This is a genomic window from Rhodococcus sp. Chr-9 (assembly GCF_000801125.1).
GTDB classification, from domain to species: Bacteria; Actinomycetota; Actinomycetes; order Mycobacteriales; family Mycobacteriaceae; genus Rhodococcus; species Rhodococcus pyridinivorans.
Genome location: NZ_JTIZ01000003.1, coordinates 25,820 through 41,447, shown reverse-complemented (window position 1 = coordinate 41,447; position 15,628 = coordinate 25,820). Strand labels below are relative to the sequence as shown.

Annotated in this window: 33 protein-coding genes; 29 read left to right on the top strand and 4 right to left on the bottom strand. The window is 65.4% G+C overall.

What is annotated here, in order from left to right; genetic code table 11:
• Positions 1-77: 77 nt before the first annotated feature.
• The 4 genes from xerC to QR64_RS00435 are packed head-to-tail and all read right to left on the bottom strand — an operon-like array spanning position 78 to position 2,840.
• The gene (gene xerC / locus QR64_RS00450) at positions 78-1,373 is read right to left on the bottom strand and encodes a tyrosine recombinase XerC (protein ID WP_084222251.1); all 1,296 of its coding nucleotides are present in this window, start codon (positions 1,371-1,373) and stop codon (positions 78-80) included.
• Entirely contained in the window at positions 1,373-1,777 is a 405-nt protein-coding gene (locus QR64_RS26380; protein WP_039583503.1) for a DUF732 domain-containing protein, read from the bottom strand. The genes xerC and QR64_RS26380 overlap by 1 nt, the downstream gene beginning before the upstream one ends.
• A gap of 33 nt (positions 1,778-1,810) precedes the next feature.
• Positions 1,811-2,251: an ImmA/IrrE family metallo-endopeptidase gene (locus tag QR64_RS00440; protein ID WP_033097119.1), complete on the bottom strand. Its 441-nt coding sequence runs from the start codon at positions 2,249-2,251 to the stop codon at positions 1,811-1,813.
• Positions 2,252-2,297: 46 nt separating this feature from the next.
• On the bottom strand, positions 2,298-2,840 hold the full coding sequence (locus QR64_RS00435; protein ID WP_052040033.1) for a hypothetical protein: 543 nt from the start codon (positions 2,838-2,840) through the stop codon (positions 2,298-2,300).
• A gap of 223 nt (positions 2,841-3,063) precedes the next feature.
• Here QR64_RS00435 and QR64_RS00430 point away from each other — a divergent pair, with 223 nt between their 5' ends.
• The 29 genes from QR64_RS00430 (at position 3,064) to QR64_RS00310 (ending at position 15,627) form a co-directional block, all read left to right on the top strand.
• Entirely contained in the window at positions 3,064-3,333 is a 270-nt protein-coding gene (locus QR64_RS00430; RefSeq protein ID WP_033097120.1) for a helix-turn-helix transcriptional regulator, read from the top strand.
• Between the two features lie 86 nt (positions 3,334-3,419).
• Positions 3,420-3,704, top strand: a complete 285-nt coding sequence (locus QR64_RS00425; protein WP_039583502.1) for a hypothetical protein — start codon at positions 3,420-3,422, stop codon at positions 3,702-3,704.
• Between the two features lies 1 nt (position 3,705).
• Positions 3,706-3,975, top strand: coding sequence for a hypothetical protein (locus QR64_RS00420; RefSeq protein WP_039583501.1), 270 nt, complete (start codon positions 3,706-3,708; stop codon positions 3,973-3,975).
• Positions 3,972-4,175 (top strand): hypothetical protein, encoded by a 204-nt coding sequence (locus QR64_RS00415; RefSeq protein ID WP_039583500.1) that lies wholly within the window; start codon positions 3,972-3,974, stop codon positions 4,173-4,175. Before QR64_RS00420 ends, QR64_RS00415 begins: the two co-directional genes overlap by 4 nt.
• Positions 4,172-4,525, top strand: coding sequence for a hypothetical protein (locus tag QR64_RS00410; protein ID WP_039583499.1), 354 nt, complete (start codon positions 4,172-4,174; stop codon positions 4,523-4,525). Before QR64_RS00415 ends, QR64_RS00410 begins: the two co-directional genes overlap by 4 nt.
• On the top strand, positions 4,512-4,652 hold the full coding sequence (locus QR64_RS26730) for a hypothetical protein (protein ID WP_153811616.1): 141 nt from the start codon (positions 4,512-4,514) through the stop codon (positions 4,650-4,652). The genes QR64_RS00410 and QR64_RS26730 overlap by 14 nt, the downstream gene beginning before the upstream one ends.
• The gene (locus QR64_RS00405) at positions 4,649-4,909 is read left to right on the top strand and encodes a hypothetical protein (RefSeq protein ID WP_039583498.1); all 261 of its coding nucleotides are present in this window, start codon (positions 4,649-4,651) and stop codon (positions 4,907-4,909) included. Before QR64_RS26730 ends, QR64_RS00405 begins: the two co-directional genes overlap by 4 nt.
• Positions 4,906-5,421 carry a hypothetical protein gene (locus tag QR64_RS00400; RefSeq protein WP_039583497.1) on the top strand — a complete coding sequence of 172 codons (516 nt, stop codon included), beginning with the start codon at positions 4,906-4,908 and terminating at the stop codon, positions 5,419-5,421. The genes QR64_RS00405 and QR64_RS00400 overlap by 4 nt, the downstream gene beginning before the upstream one ends.
• Positions 5,414-6,052 carry a hypothetical protein gene (locus QR64_RS00395; RefSeq protein ID WP_200886435.1) on the top strand — a complete coding sequence of 213 codons (639 nt, stop codon included), beginning with the start codon at positions 5,414-5,416 and terminating at the stop codon, positions 6,050-6,052. Before QR64_RS00400 ends, QR64_RS00395 begins: the two co-directional genes overlap by 8 nt.
• 99 nt (positions 6,053-6,151) lie before the next feature.
• Positions 6,152-6,763: a hypothetical protein gene (locus tag QR64_RS00390; protein WP_152640889.1), complete on the top strand. Its 612-nt coding sequence runs from the start codon at positions 6,152-6,154 to the stop codon at positions 6,761-6,763.
• Positions 6,747-7,349, top strand: a complete 603-nt coding sequence (locus QR64_RS26375; RefSeq protein ID WP_152640888.1) for a hypothetical protein — start codon at positions 6,747-6,749, stop codon at positions 7,347-7,349. The genes QR64_RS00390 and QR64_RS26375 overlap by 17 nt, the downstream gene beginning before the upstream one ends.
• Positions 7,346-7,576 (top strand): hypothetical protein, encoded by a 231-nt coding sequence (locus QR64_RS00385; RefSeq protein ID WP_147430390.1) that lies wholly within the window; start codon positions 7,346-7,348, stop codon positions 7,574-7,576. Before QR64_RS26375 ends, QR64_RS00385 begins: the two co-directional genes overlap by 4 nt.
• Positions 7,576-7,887, top strand: a complete 312-nt coding sequence (locus QR64_RS00380; protein ID WP_152640887.1) for a hypothetical protein — start codon at positions 7,576-7,578, stop codon at positions 7,885-7,887. The genes QR64_RS00385 and QR64_RS00380 overlap by 1 nt, the downstream gene beginning before the upstream one ends.
• A complete protein-coding gene (locus tag QR64_RS00375) occupies positions 7,884-8,306 on the top strand; it encodes a RusA family crossover junction endodeoxyribonuclease (RefSeq protein WP_039583494.1) in 423 nt (140 codons plus the stop codon). Before QR64_RS00380 ends, QR64_RS00375 begins: the two co-directional genes overlap by 4 nt.
• On the top strand, positions 8,303-8,626 hold the full coding sequence (locus QR64_RS00370; RefSeq protein ID WP_084222248.1) for a glutaredoxin family protein: 324 nt from the start codon (positions 8,303-8,305) through the stop codon (positions 8,624-8,626). Before QR64_RS00375 ends, QR64_RS00370 begins: the two co-directional genes overlap by 4 nt.
• A gap of 115 nt (positions 8,627-8,741) precedes the next feature.
• Positions 8,742-9,119: a hypothetical protein gene (locus QR64_RS00365; RefSeq protein ID WP_039583493.1), complete on the top strand. Its 378-nt coding sequence runs from the start codon at positions 8,742-8,744 to the stop codon at positions 9,117-9,119.
• Positions 9,116-9,256 carry a hypothetical protein gene (locus QR64_RS26725; protein ID WP_153811615.1) on the top strand — a complete coding sequence of 47 codons (141 nt, stop codon included), beginning with the start codon at positions 9,116-9,118 and terminating at the stop codon, positions 9,254-9,256. The genes QR64_RS00365 and QR64_RS26725 overlap by 4 nt, the downstream gene beginning before the upstream one ends.
• Positions 9,253-9,528: a hypothetical protein gene (locus QR64_RS00360; protein ID WP_039583492.1), complete on the top strand. Its 276-nt coding sequence runs from the start codon at positions 9,253-9,255 to the stop codon at positions 9,526-9,528. The genes QR64_RS26725 and QR64_RS00360 overlap by 4 nt, the downstream gene beginning before the upstream one ends.
• Before the next feature lie 291 nt (positions 9,529-9,819).
• Positions 9,820-10,647 carry a hypothetical protein gene (locus QR64_RS25080; protein WP_052227140.1) on the top strand — a complete coding sequence of 276 codons (828 nt, stop codon included), beginning with the start codon at positions 9,820-9,822 and terminating at the stop codon, positions 10,645-10,647.
• Between the two features lie 63 nt (positions 10,648-10,710).
• Positions 10,711-11,436 carry a phage antirepressor N-terminal domain-containing protein gene (locus QR64_RS00350; RefSeq protein WP_039583491.1) on the top strand — a complete coding sequence of 242 codons (726 nt, stop codon included), beginning with the start codon at positions 10,711-10,713 and terminating at the stop codon, positions 11,434-11,436.
• Positions 11,433-11,768 (top strand): hypothetical protein, encoded by a 336-nt coding sequence (locus QR64_RS00345; RefSeq protein ID WP_039583490.1) that lies wholly within the window; start codon positions 11,433-11,435, stop codon positions 11,766-11,768. Before QR64_RS00350 ends, QR64_RS00345 begins: the two co-directional genes overlap by 4 nt.
• Positions 11,765-12,133: a hypothetical protein gene (locus tag QR64_RS00340; RefSeq protein WP_039583489.1), complete on the top strand. Its 369-nt coding sequence runs from the start codon at positions 11,765-11,767 to the stop codon at positions 12,131-12,133. Before QR64_RS00345 ends, QR64_RS00340 begins: the two co-directional genes overlap by 4 nt.
• 85 nt (positions 12,134-12,218) lie before the next feature.
• The gene (locus tag QR64_RS00335) at positions 12,219-12,770 is read left to right on the top strand and encodes a hypothetical protein (protein ID WP_039583488.1); all 552 of its coding nucleotides are present in this window, start codon (positions 12,219-12,221) and stop codon (positions 12,768-12,770) included.
• Positions 12,767-12,889: a hypothetical protein gene (locus tag QR64_RS28535; protein WP_268814351.1), complete on the top strand. Its 123-nt coding sequence runs from the start codon at positions 12,767-12,769 to the stop codon at positions 12,887-12,889. The genes QR64_RS00335 and QR64_RS28535 overlap by 4 nt, the downstream gene beginning before the upstream one ends.
• The gene (locus tag QR64_RS00330; RefSeq protein ID WP_039583487.1) at positions 12,886-13,293 is read left to right on the top strand and encodes a hypothetical protein; all 408 of its coding nucleotides are present in this window, start codon (positions 12,886-12,888) and stop codon (positions 13,291-13,293) included. Before QR64_RS28535 ends, QR64_RS00330 begins: the two co-directional genes overlap by 4 nt.
• 182 nt (positions 13,294-13,475) lie before the next feature.
• On the top strand, positions 13,476-13,697 hold the full coding sequence (locus tag QR64_RS00325) for a hypothetical protein (RefSeq protein WP_039583486.1): 222 nt from the start codon (positions 13,476-13,478) through the stop codon (positions 13,695-13,697).
• Between the two features lie 232 nt (positions 13,698-13,929).
• Positions 13,930-14,598, top strand: a complete 669-nt coding sequence (locus tag QR64_RS25075) for a hypothetical protein (RefSeq protein WP_052227139.1) — start codon at positions 13,930-13,932, stop codon at positions 14,596-14,598.
• On the top strand, positions 14,595-14,840 hold the full coding sequence (locus tag QR64_RS26370) for a hypothetical protein (protein WP_152640886.1): 246 nt from the start codon (positions 14,595-14,597) through the stop codon (positions 14,838-14,840). The genes QR64_RS25075 and QR64_RS26370 overlap by 4 nt, the downstream gene beginning before the upstream one ends.
• Before the next feature lie 253 nt (positions 14,841-15,093).
• Entirely contained in the window at positions 15,094-15,627 is a 534-nt protein-coding gene (locus tag QR64_RS00310) for a helix-turn-helix domain-containing protein (protein WP_039583484.1), read from the top strand.
• Position 15,628 lies beyond the last annotated feature (1 nt).

Sequence of the window (15,628 nt, the reverse complement as noted above, 5' to 3'; positions counted from 1 at the left end):
CGCGAGGCGGCGGAGGACCCGGGTTCGATTCCCGGCAGCTCCACCAAACCCCAGGTGGGAGACCCAATCAGGATCTCTCACCTGGGGTCCTTTTTTGTCTCAGGGGGTTCGGATGTACCGGAAACGTACCGGTTACTCCCACCAACTACAGCATCGAGCGCATCGGCGACGACCGAGTGCGTCCGGCCGCGACCGAAGTACACATCGGTCGTCATCGACACCTGAGCGTGCCCGAGATGATCGGCCGCCACCCGAGCCGACAACCCCTCCTCGTCGATGAGCGTCGCCACCGTCTTCCGGAACGTGTGCGTCGTCACCCACTCCAACCCGAGCGCCGCGCGCACCTGCCGCCACTGCCGCGACACCGTGTCGGGATCCCGGTATGTGTCGACCGCCGACGGGAAGACCATGTCCGCTCGCCGCTCCCGCGCCTCGAGCATCTCGACCGCGAACCCCGGCAGCGGCAGCGTGCGCATACCGGCCGCCGACTTGGTGGCGCTCTCCCGGATGATGCCGGCCCGACGGACGCGGATGACCTTCCCGGAGATCGTCACCGACCGGGCCTCGAGGTCGAGGTCCTTCCAGCGGATGCCGAGCAGTTCGCTGATGCGGCAGCCGGTCGCGGCGAACATGGTGATCACGTCGGCGAGGTCCGCGCCGTCGCAGTACTGGGCGACCGTGGGGATCTGCCCGGCCTTGCTGGTGGTGCGCAGCCCTTTCTTCTTCTGCCAGTCGGACAGGACCACCGGGCACGGCGCCGTGGAGTGCCGAACGTCGTGGAGTAGCTGCGCGAGCGCGGCGGCGTCCATCGACTTCGAGCGTTTGCGGGCAGTGCGACGCGACGCCAGGTCGGACACTTCCCGGACCGGGTTCGTGGTCAGCGCCCCGTAGCGGACGGCGATCTTGAACATGCCGGAGAGGATGCCGCGGGTCTTGCGGGCGGTGGGCACGCCGTGCCGGTCGGCCATCTCCCGCAGGAACCGGTCGAGCTGTTGGGTGCTGGCCTCGCGGATGGATTGCTGCCCGATGCCGGCGCAGATCCTGGCGGCGAGCCGGTCGTAGTCCTCCATGGTGGCGGGGGAGCGGTCGCCGTCGATGAGTTGTTTCCGGTACTCGGTCCACAGCACCTCGACCTTGGTTGCGGCGGAGATCTCCCCGTCCTGCGGTAGGCCGCGTTCGAGGAGTGCTTCGAGGAGGTATCGCTCGGCGACGGCGCCGGTGCGGTCGCGTTGGCCGGCGGGGGTTTCGCGGTAGACCTTGCGGGTGACGCCGTCCATGTCGCGGATGCGGCAGCTTGCGCGCCACCGGCCGTCGGGGAGTTGGGTCCGGGCGATCTTGCCGTGGGCGCCGAGGGGCAAGCTCGGGCGGGCCATCAGGGCAGGTGCTCCGTGCACGCGGCGGCGATGGCCTTGGGCACGATGTCGCCGGTGTACTCCTCGGGGTAGCCCTCCTCGTTGAGGAGCTGCACGGCGTCGTAGGGGGAGTTGCCGGCGTCGAGGAATCCGCACATGGAGTCGGCGAACTCGAGGGCTTCGGCGCGGCTCGGTGCGGGTTGGCCGTTGGAGGCGTACATGTCGGCGAGTGCCCGGACGTAGATGTCGACCTGAATGGGTTTTCCGGGTTGGCGTCCTTCGGATTGTGGTGCGGCAGAGCGAGATTCGGATGCGACGGTCGTGGTCGTGGTGGCGGGTTCGGTGGGGGTGCCGGCATTGTCGGATGAGCAGGCCGACAGCGTGAGTATGCAGGCGATGGCAGTGGTGAGTGCGTATCTGCGCATAGTGATTCCTTCCAGGTGGTGATGGTGGGTGGGTCAGTTCGATCGACGGGCGATCTCCTCGTCGAACCACCGTCGTTCGCACGGGGTGAGGGTGCGGAGACGGGTCTGCAGGACGTCGAGATCGACCCACAGCTCGTCGGCCATCTCGTCGTCCACGCGGCCCTGGCACCAGATGTAGGCGTCGACGAGTTCGCGCAGGGGGATGAGTCGGCGGGCGGTGAGCTCTTCTACGGTGCGTTCTTCGCGGAGGGCGAAGTAAGGGTGGCGGGGGACGGGTCCGCGTTCGATGTGGATCAGTTCGTGGGTGAGGGTGGAGCGTCGTTCGCGTTGCCGTGATCCTTGGTCGATTTCGATGCCGCGGCGGGTGACTCGGCCGAGGAGTCGGTGGGGTCGGAGGTCGACGAAGTGGACGTCGATGTGTGGGTGGTGATCACGCAGGTATCTCCATGGGTGCCATTTCCGGTTCGCTGTCATGCTTCGGATTAGAACACCAGTTCGAACGACATGGAATCAAAATCAACTACATGTCGTCGTGGGAGTTCTCATCCTCGCGCTCGGCCAGTGTCTTTCCCTTGCGGGCAGCGAGCTGCTCGGGGTCGAACAATTCGCCATCGAAGTCCTCGTCATCCTCCTCTTTCGAGTGGCCGACAAGGCTGAGGACTTGGCCGCCCGCATTCAAGTCTTCGTCCTTGACGTCATCGAGAGCGAGACGCTGGCTGACCATCACGCGCAGGAGTTCGACCACTGCTTCGCGCTCCTTCGCGTTGAGGTAGTCCACACCGGGGGGTAGATCGTCGACGAAGGGCGCCAGAGGGGTTCGGCGACCGGCGGCTGCATAGGCGACTTCCTCGTCGACGCCGGCAAGCCAGGCGATGGCGCGAATGGTGTCGTCGGAGGGCTGCGACTTGTAGGTCCGTGCGCGGATCTTGTTCACCGTGGTGTGAGTCAGGTCGTAGCCCTGTTTCTGGGCGAGCTCGGCGAGTCGCCGGCCCGTGGCGTCGCGGACTTCGGCAGCTCGGTTGATGAGGTCTCGCAGGGACGGCTGGTGATGTTGTTCGGTCACGGCGGTAAAGGTCCCCTCTAGGCATCTACTTGTTCCAGTGCAGCGCATTTTCCAACACAAGTAGAGCGAGAGTAACCGCAGGGTGTGACCCACTTTCCACTTGTTCTCTTGACAAGTAGTTGACGATTGGTGATGATTCCACTTGTCAACGGAACAAGTAGGGGGCAAGATGAGGAACGCAAGACGAACCAAGGTTCGGCGGATCTACCGAAGGAATGTGTGGATGCAGGTCAAAGACCTCGAACGCCTCAAGCGCGAACGCCAGCGCCGGGGCCTCGCGCAGTGGGAGCTCGCCGCTCTCGTCGGATGCACCCAGCAGACCATCAGCCTCCTCGAGACCGGCAAGATGGCAAACCTCTCCGAGGAGTTGGCGATGAAGATCGCCAAGAAGCTCGACGCCTCCTGGGACTACCTTTTCGTCGCTCATGAGGTTATCGGCATGACCGAGGTGGCAAATGGAACTGACTCCAACCGGCAGCCGGTCCCGGCATGACGACGCCGAGAACGTCCCTGGACAAGAAAAAGGCCGCCCCGGTGGAGCGGGACGGCCGGACATCAACCACCTGGAAAGGATCGAAGATGCAGCGACAGCTTAACAGCGACGACTTGCTCGCCGCCATCGAGGGACTCTGCGAGTTCTACAACTGCCCGGAAACGAAGCCGATGTGCACGCCGGCGGATTCGGGCGGATGGCTTCTCACGCTTGCCGTGACCGACAGCTTCACGTCTGTACCGAACGTCTACCGCGGTTCGGCCCGCACGATCATCGCCGTCCGCGGGGAGGCCCTGCGCGACACCCTCGAGGCCCTGCACGACGTCATCCTCGCCGCGGCCCCGTCCTACGAGACCGCGAAGGGGGCCTGACATGTCGATCCTCACCCGCAAGCTCACCGAGCACGAGCTCGCCGCCGTCGAGAACGAATCGACCCCCGTGGCGCACGAGACGTTCTCGCAGATCTTCTCCGTCGACCGCGGGCAGCTCGAGGTCCTCGACCCCTTCTCAGCCACACCCCCCGACGAGGACGACGAAACCCCGCCGAGCCCGATGCGCCTGACCCCGGCTGTGGTGGCCTGGATCGCGACGTACGGCGGCACGATCGGCACGCTGATCTACCTCGCCGGGGGTGGACGATGACCATCTTCGTCGACGTCTACACCCCGCCGAAGGGACCGCACGGTCCCTGCACATGCGGTGGCAGCACGCCCGAGTTTCCGCAGCACGAGGGCTGGTGCGGTCTGCCGGAGCCGGTCGAGTCCGGGTCGCACTGCTGCGGATGGGCCGACGGCGTGTGCGAGGGATGCCCCGGCCGCTCGCGGATCTGGGGTCAGCGATGAGCGGCCCGGAGCGGTACATCGCCGAGTCCGCAATCTTCGGGGACACCAACCTCGTCGACTGGACCATCGCCCCGGCCATGCGCACGGTCGCGGCCAACGCCAAGAGCGTCGAGGAGGCGCGAGGCTTGCTCGAGATGCTCGGCCTCATCGAACCCCGACCGGTGAGCGACTCGCCGGCAGTGGTCGTGTGCCAGTCCCCGTGCGCCAAGTGCGGCAAGCCCGGCCGTAAACCGAGCCAGTCACTCGCGAAGTGGCCCGGCACGGTGATCCTCAAGGGTCGCGGCATGTGTGCCCCGTGCTACACCGCCGTCCTCGACGCCGAGAAGGAGGCGCGCGATGCGGTGGCGTGACGACTGCACCTGCGCCCGCACCGTCTTCGGGCACGAATACGACTGCGCGGCCCTGTTCGCCGACGACAGCGCCGACTACCACGCCGAGCTGTTGCTCGACGCAGATCGAGAGGACGCCGAGCTGTGAAGCCGGAGAAGTTGACCCAAGCGGATGTGCTGCGCCGCGCTCGGCAGCTGCACCTGAAGTTCCGCATCGAGCACGACGAGGACCTCGGCGCGTGGGTGGTGCTGGCGACGTCGAGCAATGTCGCCGAGCCGATCCGCGTCGGGAAGACCGACACCCGAGAGAAGGCCCAGGCGTTCGTCGACGAGAAGTCCCGGCAGTTGCAGCAGATGCTTCCGGGGATCGTCGAGAAGGTCCAGGGAGAGGAGTTCCCAGGATGAGTGAGATCAGCAGTGCGGTCCGCAATCTGGCTGCCATCGCGGCAGTGAAGCAATTGCTCGCCAAGGCGGAAGCCGCAGCCAAGGCCGAGCTGTCCGCAGAGTTGAAGCGGGGCACCGTCTACGCGCACACCGCGGCGGGGGAGGAGCTCGGTTACGCGACCGTGCCGAAGCCCTCCAAGCCGAAGCTGAACATCGAGATCTTCAACGAGGCCGAGTTGTTCGCCTGGATGGTCGATCAGTTCGGCGACGAGGTCATCGAGACCAAGGTGCAGCTGACCGAGCAGGGGTGGCAGTCGCTTCGGACGCACGTCGAATGCGCGGTTGCCCTCGCGGAACCGTTCGACGCGACGCTCCCTCCGGGGGTCGAGGTGTCCATTCCGCCGGCAAAGACCCCGACGCCGCGGTTCACGCCCGCGAAGAACGTCGTCGAGTTGGTGCAGGGCATGTACTTCCGCGGGGAGCTCGAGCTCGATGCGTTCCTCGCCATCGAAGGCGGTGACGGCGATGACTGACGAGCGTCTCAAAGCCCTCGCGAAGATGCGGGAGCCGTTCGCCGATCACCAGATCAACGTCCTTCCGAAGCCGTACAGCAAGGACGCGCCGAAGGAGTTCTGCCGGCTCTGCAACAGCAGGCACGGGATGCCCGCTGCGCACCTCGATTACGTCGGGCACGCAGCCCTGACCGATCGGCTCCTCGAGGTGGACCCCGAATGGTCCTGGGAGCCGTTCGCTCTCGACGCCTCCGGGCTGCCGCTGTTCGACCGCAATGGCGGACTGTGGATTCGGCTCACGGTCTGTGGCGTGATGCGCATCGGGTACGGCGACATGGGCGGCAAGAACGGCGCCAACGCTGTGAAGGAAGCGATTGGTGACGCGCTGCGTAACGCGGGGATGCGCTTCGGTGCCGCTCTCGACCTGTGGCACAAGGGCGACCTGCACGACGCCGAGGCCGCTCGCAATGACGGGCCGCCACCGCCGTCTGTCGACATCGACGAGTTGCTCAACGAGATCGCTCTCGTGAAGTCCGAGGACGAACTGCGCGCGCTCTGGACGAAGCACGAGGCCGGGCTCGGCGACCGGTACGCGGACGTATCGGCAGCAGTGAAGACCCGCCGCGCCGAACTGTCCCAGTCGACCGCCTGAAAGACCCGCCAGGGGTGGTGTGTCGACGGAGTCCTGATCCGGCGCACCCGATGTGCGCACCACACCACCCTTGGCGCCCTTACTCGAAAGGAATAACTCATGACCCGTGGAAAGTACGCAGCAAAGGCGAAGAACCGCCTCGCCAACCTTGATAACGAACTACTGCAAGAGGTCATTGCAGAGCGTGATGCCTTGAAGGCAGAGCGTGAAACGTTGTCTCGCCAACTATTCGAGTTGCGACGATCGACCACCTCTGAGGCGATGCGCAGGGCTGACGAGATTGCAGCCGAGGAAGTCGCTCGCCTCAGGTCCGAGATTGATTCGCTAAACAAGTCTCACAGAGATGAAATTGAACGACTCTGTTTCGCTGCAGTTCGAATATTCCTGCCTGATGGAAAGGTCAGAATCGACCCACGGCTAGCACTGGGGAGCGTCATCGCGGACCTGTCGGAAACGTTCGGGATGGGGCACCGTGCAGGAGAGCTGATTGCGCACTGGGGTGGGAAGTTTGCCGATCGGGACTACACACGGAGGTCGGCGAAGACCTTCCGAATGATCGACGAACTTCACAGGAAGGGGGTCGACAATAGAACCCCTGGCGGCTCCGAGCAAAAGCGGGTCAAGCAGCAAATCGAAGTTTTACGTACCAACGAGCGGGATGACTTGGCTTCATTGACGCTTGAAGGTGGCGGCAATGCCGAAGAAGCCTAAGAAGTCGCGCCATCGAGTCCCGCCCGAGTACATACGGCCGCCTGATCCGATCGACGATCGGTACCAGGCGGAGATCGACCGGAGCATCACTCGACTCACTAAGCAGTACGAGGCTGCCGAGAAGCATCTTGCAGCCCTTGAACGACGGGCCGAACGTGCAGCCGCACACGCGGAGAAGCTCGAAGCCGCAAAAGCGGAGGCTGAGCGCATCGCAGCGAACCGGCTCGAGAACGAGCGACTTCTAGGGCAGCGAATCGCCGAAATCAAGGAAGCAGCCAAGCGCTCAAGAGTCAACGCGGCCCGAGCGGAGTTGGAGCGGCGACAAGCCGAAGTTGCGAGGGAACGCGAACGTATCCGACAACTCCGGAAGAGCGAAGCACGTAGAGCGCGCGAGCGCGAGGAAGAGATCCGGAGAAATCTACGGACCAGATCCGAGCTGTCCGAGCAGATCGAAGAGCGCCGCAGGGAGCTCCGGGAAATCGAGAAGTTAATGATGCCCGACGCATACAACGGCCGCGATTCTCGTCGCAGAACCGTTCGTCATGAGTCCGGTAGTGGACAAATCAACCTGGGAGGCCAGAAGTGAGAAAGAGCCCCAACCCGGCCCATATGAGCCTCGAAGAGGTCGCCGACGCGATCGGCCGACGGCCGGACACGATCAAGAAGTACCGGATGAACCCGAACTGCCATCCGTTCTTCCGCAAGGCATTCAAGACGGGCACCGGCCGGAACTCGCCGCTGCGCTGGTGGCGGCAGGACGTCGACGAGTACCTGCGCACCGAGACCGGTCGCGGGATCGGAGGTGCGGCGTGATGCTCTCGCGCGATGAACTCGCCGACCTGATCGCTGACGTGATGATGCCTGGTGCTCCCGGGCTGGTCTTGGCGGAGGCGCAGCGGATCTCCGACGCCATCCTCACCGATCACGCGGTCGTGTCTTTGCCGCCGTCGTCGTACGAGGACGACCAGGGCATCTCGTGGGATTCGGACGATGGTGTCCCGTTGGCTACGGCGTCGAGTGATGTCGTGTGGGTTCACGACGGCATGCTCGAGGTCGATGAGGCGGAGGAGTGGGCCGGGGTGTTGCTGGCCGCGGCCCGGGCATCTCGGGGTGCGCGCCGATGATTCAGTTCTTCGTCGCGGGCCACGTCGGCCCGCAGGGATCGAAATCGTACAAGGGCCACCGCGGCGGTAAACCGGTGCTCGTCGAATCGTCGGGTCGGGTGAAGCCGTGGCGCGCCGCAGTTGTCGCCGAGGCGTTGCGTCACGCCGGCGAGCTGCTGACTGGCCCTGTCGGTGTGCACGCGGAGTTCATCCTTCCGCGCCCGAAGAGCGCGTCTGCGAAGGCGGTGATCTCGGCGGCCCGCCAGATCGGGGATACCGACAAGCTTTGCCGTTCGACTCTCGATGCACTCAGCAATGTCATCTACCGCGATGACTGCCAGGTCGTGGATCTGCGTGCGTCCAAGCGAGTTGCGCTTCCGGGGGAGACACCGGGCGCGCACATCACCATCACCACCGTTACCGAAGGAGCTTCCCAGTGACCAACCCCGTTCCCGTGACCCTGTTCGCGAAGACCGTCGGCTGCCAGCAGTGCGTGGCGACGAAAAAGCATCTCGACCGGCAGGGCACGCCGTACGAGATCCGTTACGTCGACCAGGACCCGGCCGCCGCCGACGCGGTGCGCCTGCTCGGCTACCAGGCCGTCCCTGTGGTCGTGGCCGGTGACATGCACTGGTCCGGATTCCGGCCGGACAAGCTGAACGCGCTCGGGCGGTTGCACACGGTCGCCGCGGACATCGCCGAGCTCGATGCCGCGGCCGAGGCGTACCTCGCCGAGGAATCCGAATCGAGTGCGGCATGAAGACCGTCGCGAACGCCGCGGGGGTCACGCTCCTGTGCCTCGCTGGGTGGCTGGCTATCGCCTGCCGGGCGTGCGATGTGGCAGGCAACAACCTCGCACCGGTGGAGGCTGCGCGATGACCGAAGGACTCCTGAAGCTCGAGCACTTCGCGCACTGGCTCGCCTCCGGTGAGCGGGGCATCAGCTCCGAGGCGATCGTCTCGCACTTGACCGGGCACCAGGTCGGGCGCCCATGGGCCGGAGCAGATCATCCGTGGGACCCGGACGATTTCTACCGCTGCGAGATGTTGCTGCGCGCCTATCCGCTGGCTCGCCTGGCATTCCCGGCGATGAAGTCACGTAGCGAGGTGTGGGCGCGGCTGGTCGATGCCTGGGACGAGCTCGTAGCCCTCGGGGAGGAAGAGGTGCCCGGCATCTTTTCCGGCCCCGCCCGCGGACGAGCGCCGCGTATGTATGCCCGCATGAGACAGATCCGAGAAGGCGGCAGCGAATGACTACCACGGATAAGGCGGTGCTCGCCGTGTCTATGCCGTTCACCATCCTCGCCGGGATCATCCTCGGCCGGTTCCTGTTCGTCGCGGCGTGCCTGGTCCTGTACCGGGCGCGCCGCCGGCGCGGGGCCGTGTCATGACTGCCGCCGAGGTGGGCTGGAGCGATCCCGGGGCCGATCCGCCGCACGAGTGGGAGCACACGCGCACGAGGCTCGAGGAGGCCGAGTGTGCGCTCGCGGGGATGGTGTCCGAGAACAACGAGCTGCGGGCGATCATCCGCCGGGTGCGGGAGTACGCGCAGAGCCTGCATCTCCTCGCTGATGTCACCCGCGAAGCTGGTGGCGACTACGTGGCGAAGCTGCACGACGAGGCGGCGTGCGCGATCGAGCTCCTAATCGGGGATGCGCCGTGACCACCTCGTGCCCGGTGTGCCGTCGCCAGGTCCACGCCTCCGAGTACTCGGGACGGGTGCGCCGGCACGACGACACCGCTGACCGTACGTGCCCGATGTCCGGGCACACCATCCCGATAGACCAGCTCGATGGAAGGCGGCATGTTCTCCACTTGTCGCTACGATGATGCGAGGCCGCGCGGTGCTGACACACCTCACGGCCTCTTACCCACTCACTGATCTAGGCAGAGAGGGGATGGCGAAAATGCTACCCAACTCAACGCGAGGCGCTGACCGATGGAGGGCCGTCCGATGACGTGGTTCAAGGTCGACGACGCGCTCGCATTCCATCCGAAGGTGATCTCGGCAGGCAATTCTGCGATGGGCCTGTGGGTCCGGGCGGGCGCCTGGTGCAGCGCACATCTCACAGAAGGCGCACTGCCGAAGCACATGATCGGCACACTTGGCGCACAGAATCGCGACGCCAAACGGCTTGTTGAGGCGGGCCTCTGGGAACAGACCGATGTTGGCTACCAGTTCGTCGACTGGGATGACTACCAGCCGACGAAGAAGCAGGTAGAGGCCGAAAGGGAGGCGAATAGGGAGCGGCAGAAGCGGTTCCGGGACAAGAAACGTAACGCCGTTACTAACGCCGATAGTCACGACGTGAGTGACGGTGCGACTAACGACACCCCGACCCGACCCGACCCGACCCGTCCTTCTTCTAGTGGTTACTTAGAGGGGGGATCTCACGTAAGCGACGCGCGCGAGATCGAACCCCCCTCCTCGAAATGCCCGAGGCACATCAACGAGCCGAATCCGCCGGCGTGCCGCGCCTGTTGCGAGGCCCGCCAGGCTCGAGGGGACTGGGAGGCCCGGAAGGCGAGGGAGTCGTCTCGTGCTCGTTCTGCGGAGGCTCATGCGCGTGCCCAGGATCGCCGTAGGGCGATCGATGACTGCCGCCTGTGTGACGGGGAGGGGTACATCGGCACGGACCTGTGTGCGCACGCTCCGGCGCCGTCGTCGCGGCCGAGCCTCAAAGTCCTGTATGCGCAGGCGAAGGCCGAAGAAAAACACGCTAAGGAGGAGATGGAAAGTGGGGTGCGATCCGCTTTCCACTCGCGTAGAGTGATCCTCTGAACCAAAAAATTGCCCCTCCGGAGCGGTAACTCCGAGGGGCCGGACACCGAGTTAGGAGCTCGAATGTCACTCACCAACGTTACCGGACATCTCGTCCAGATCGCAGTCCCCGGCACGAACGCCACCATCGCCGCAGCCGAGATCGACGGCAAGCCAATGGTGGCCCTCAAGCCGATGTGCGACGCGATCGGACTGAGCTACGCGGCGCAGTATCGCAAGCTCCAGGGCAGGTCATGGGCAACCGTTGCTTTGAAGGCAACAGTTGCCGAGGACGGCAAGATCCGCGAGATGGTCCTCATCGACCGCCGCACGATGACCATGTGGCTCGCCACCCTCGACGAGAACCGCGTCTCCGAAGGCGCGAAGGGCACCGTCGTCGCCTTCCAGGCCGAAGCGGCCGACGCCCTCGACGCCTACTTCCACGCCGGACAGGCCACCAACCCGCGCGGAACGGCCCTGTCGACGTTCGACATCCTGCGCGCGCAGATCGACCAGCTCGAGGCAGCGCAGCGCACCGCCAACGAGGCCAAGGCCATCGCCGCCAAGACCGAGGCCCGACTCGATGCGATCGAAGGTCGCCACGATTGGTTCGCTGCCGTCGGCTACGCCAAGACGCACGACATCCCGAACACCAGCACCCAGTTCCTCGCCAAGGTCGGCAGGCAGGCCGCGTCGATCGCGCGGGCGAACGGTATCGAGCCGGTACCGGTGCAGCACGCGCTGTACGGCCGCGTGAACACGCTCCCGGCGTGGGTGTGGGAGATCGCATTCGAGGGGCGTCAGGCATGAGCGAGTACGTGTGGAAACTCGACGTCGAATACCCTGAAGGCGCACTCTTCCCCGAGGACTTCAAGCACTCCTTCTACGCAGGCCGGCCGCGCGCCGACTGGAAGCCCGAGGGCTGGGAACCCGACGACGAATACCTGGAGCGCTTCCAGACCACCAGGTTCATCTGGCCGTCCGTCCGCCGCGTCTACCTCTCCCGCACCGCCGCGGTCGATCGGGCGTTGCTGCTCGAGCACTACGGGGCGAAGGTGCGCCTCCTCCGGTCGAAGCCACTGGAGTTCGAGGAGCGTTCGTTTCGGCGTCCGCTTCGTGTGATCCAGGGCGGTGCGGCATGAGCATCCGAGACGAACTCGCCCAGGTAATCGCGGTGGCGTTGGCGGAAACGAACCCGAGCGGACTCGGAGCATTCGACGAGCTGTCGCCGAACCGGCAGAAGCAACTACTGAGTAGGGGCGGCCACGCCGCAGACGCGATCCTCGCCCGGTTCGGCGTCGTAGAGCTGCCCGCGCCGGAGAAGGACGATTGGGGTAACCCCGACTTCTCCAACGAGCACATTCGCCTGACCGTGTACTCGGACGGCCGCACTCAACTCGAGGTCCCCGAGTGCTTCGGCGCCACCGCCGGCGTCCACCCGTTCCAGTTGCGGGACCTGGCTGCTCGCTGTCTCGCCGCCGCGCACCGAGCGGAGGCACAGTCATGAATCACCCATGCCATCGGATAACCCACAAAGCAATGGCATGGCCCACGCCAGCCCTCGGGTTTGCTGATCGAGCGGAGGCCCAGGCATGAGCGACGCCCAGACGCCCGAAGGCCGTGCCAAGCTGCGCGAGCTGCTCGCAAAAGGCACGCCCGGACCGTGGCAGGCCGACGATTGCGAAGGCGAACTTCGTGTCGGGGCAGGCGACGCAGTCACGGCGTGGCAAGAACGCACCGATGAAGAGGGTCGTTCCTATCGCGTCGGAACCCCGCCGTGGACATGGAAGTCCACCAACCTCATCTACGAGCACGACCTCGAAACCTGGGATGAAGGCGAAGACCAGGACGATGACCAGAGGCGAATTGACGCCGAGCTGATCGTCGCCGCAAGAAACGCGCTCCCAGCCCTCCTCGACGCCCTCGATGACGCCGAGTGCGAGATCGAACGGCAGCGTGGCGACCTCGTGATCGAACGCCGCCGCGCAGAGGCCGCCGAGGCCACCCTCGACCGGGTGGAGGAATTGGCGACCGATCTGGAGAACTCGCCGCAAGTCGGATACGACTCCTCCGAGCAGTGGGAGCTGGACACCCGCCGTGTCGTCGCACGCGAACTCCGCGCAGCCCTGGACGGCACCTCGTGACCCGGCTGAAGGTGTGCGCCGCACTCGCCGCGCTCTACACCCTCGCCGCCATCCTCACCGGCTGCCACCACACGCCGGCCATCTACACCGCACCTACCCACACCTGGGAGACCCAATGAGGGAATACCACTGCACCACCTGCGACTTCCACATCACGGGTCCGGCCAATGAGGTAGCCGACGAGATCGAGGCGCACGAGGAACAGCACCACGCCGACGCGGCTGCGGTGAGCGGAATCGAGGTCACGCCGGAGATCCTGCGGGCCGTCGCCAGCTGGCTGCCCTGCGAGTCCACCGCCGATGAGGATGCAGTCGACGCGCTCCGCCGCCATGCGCGCCACCTCGAACGCGAGCAGTCCGACGAGAAGCGCATCGACGAACTCGCCCAGATGTTCTTACGCGCCGAGAAGGAAATCGCGATCTACGGACTCGTGGACTGGGCTAACCAATCCGAGAACCAGCGGGACGCATACCGCGCCGGCATCCGGGCCGTACTCGCCAAACTCGACGAGGATCCCCGATGACCCGGCCACTCGACGGACCGGTCCGCGGCGCCGTCTTCGCGCTCCCGTCCGCACTCCTGATCTGGGCGCTCCTCATCGGCGGGTTGGCACTCATACTCGCCGCCACCTGAGACCCCGGCCCCGTGCACAGCTTCCCGTGCACGGGGCCGGACCCATACCCACCGCACGAAAGGACACGCCGGATGCCCGCCGCCTACACCGACATCGACGAAGCCAACGCCCGCATCGACGCACTCGAGCACGAACTCGGACAGGCTGCCGAAGCCGCCCGCCAGGCACACAAGGCGAACGAGAAGCTGCGGGCCGAACTCATGGAGGTGCGGATGACGGCGCAGGCGGACCCGAGCATGTATCGGCCGTCTCCGGAGCGTGGCACCTACGCGGCCCCGGAAGGTGGACAGTGAACGGCGCAACGAGCACCACGCAGAAGATCCTCGACTGCCCAGCCTGTAAACAGCCCATCCACGCCTTCTTCTCACTGTCGGTTCGCATCGCCGACGGACTGAACCCGGGTAGTGGTGGCTCGGTCGATGCTCACGTCAGCATCACCGGAATGCGGGTCGAGCACGACTGCACACCCCAGGCGAAGCGAGCGCGAGAGACGTTCGTCATGAACGAGACCCGAGGGGGTGAACGATGAACGGCTACCTCACCAAAGCCGAACTCTCCAAGCTCGACGCCATCCTCAAAACCGTGCCCTGGCTCGCCCACAGGCTCGACGAAACCATCCTCCGGCAAGACCGCATCGGAGGCGCCCCCATCCCGTCCCTCGGCGGCAACGACAGCACCGAACAACCCCTCCCGTACAACCACGCCGCATCGGCCGTCCGCGACCAGCTGCACAACACGCTCGTCGGCTGGACACGACACGTCCTCGAGCAGCGCGGCATCTACTACCAAGGCGACGCCAGCACCGCCGGCACCTCCCGCTGGCTCCGCGCCAACATCGACGCCCTGGCCCTCACCGAAGGCTCCGCAGAAGCGTTGTCCGACATCGACGCCGCAGTCCGCCCGGTCTGGCGCGTCATCGACCGGCCCGAAGAACGCATCCGGGCCGTCACCGACCGCGACATGGAGGAAGCCCGCCGAGCCCTGCTCACCACACGAGGAATCGCAGCCCTCGCACGCGAACTCGGCGCCCCCTACACGCTCCTCACTCAAGAGCGTGTCGAATCCCTGCACCGCGCAGGCCACATCACGCCCGTGTGCGCCCCAAACGCCTTCGGGCACCTGTATCTGGTGGGGGATGTGCTCGACGCTCACGAGCGCGTGAAGACCCGTCGACGTGAGAAGGTGGCCGTGTGACTCCGCATGAGCGACTGTTCCTAATCACAGCTGAAGCGATTGAGCGACATCTCGGAATGCCGGTGCCCGAAGAGGTTGCAGTGAACATTGCGGTCGACATCGTCGCAGGCATCGCCCGGATTCAAGACGAAGGCTGGACCCACATCGACTGCCCCCAATGCAAAGTGGTCATCTACGACGGCCGGTACATCACAGACGACGACGCGAACGAACTCCTACGAATCCATCGGACGAGTTGCTGAGGCTTATCCGGCGCATTCTGCTAGGCTGACGCCATCGGCGCGAGGAATCCCCACAGGGACCTCGCGCTTCGTCGTTTCCAGACACCCCAATCGTCCATCCTCGAGCACCGACCCCCTCGCGCCGCTCGGATGGACCCGCCCCGCGTCCGGTTTCGCTACCTGGGAGCGCGGGGCGTCAACTTCCGAAGGAGGGATCGAATGGACCACCCGATGGGACGTCCCAGTCTCGGCCTTCGTGTGCGTGTAGTGGCTCATGGCCGCGTGGACCGATGACGACAGCCGGCGCCTTCGTGAACTGCATGAGCAGGGCCTGTCGTTGCGTGCGATCGCCGAGAGGATGGATCGGCCGAAGGTCACGATCGGTCGGTGGGCGAAGAAGCTCGAGCTGACGTTCGGGACGGAGCGCACTGCTGAGGCGACGGCGGTGAAGGTGCTCAACGCTCGGGAGCGCAAGGCCGCCGCGGCCGAAGCAGAGTTGCGGATCTTGGAGCTGGCGCAGAAGCAGGTGCTCGACGTCCTCGACGGTGAGGACCTGTGGCCCACATTGAAGCGCGGCGAGGGTGGCTCGGAGCATGAGGTGTATCTGAACTTCATCCCGGCGCGGGACATGCGGGAGCACACCAACGCTCGCAGTGGTTCGGCGGCGATCATCGACAAGCTCTCCGACCACACCGCGGACGCGGCCGGCGCAAAGTCCACACTCGCCCAGATGCACGACGTCCTCACCACCCTCGTCACCAACGTGACACCGGAAGACATCGCCTCGCTCGAACCACCGGAGAAATAGC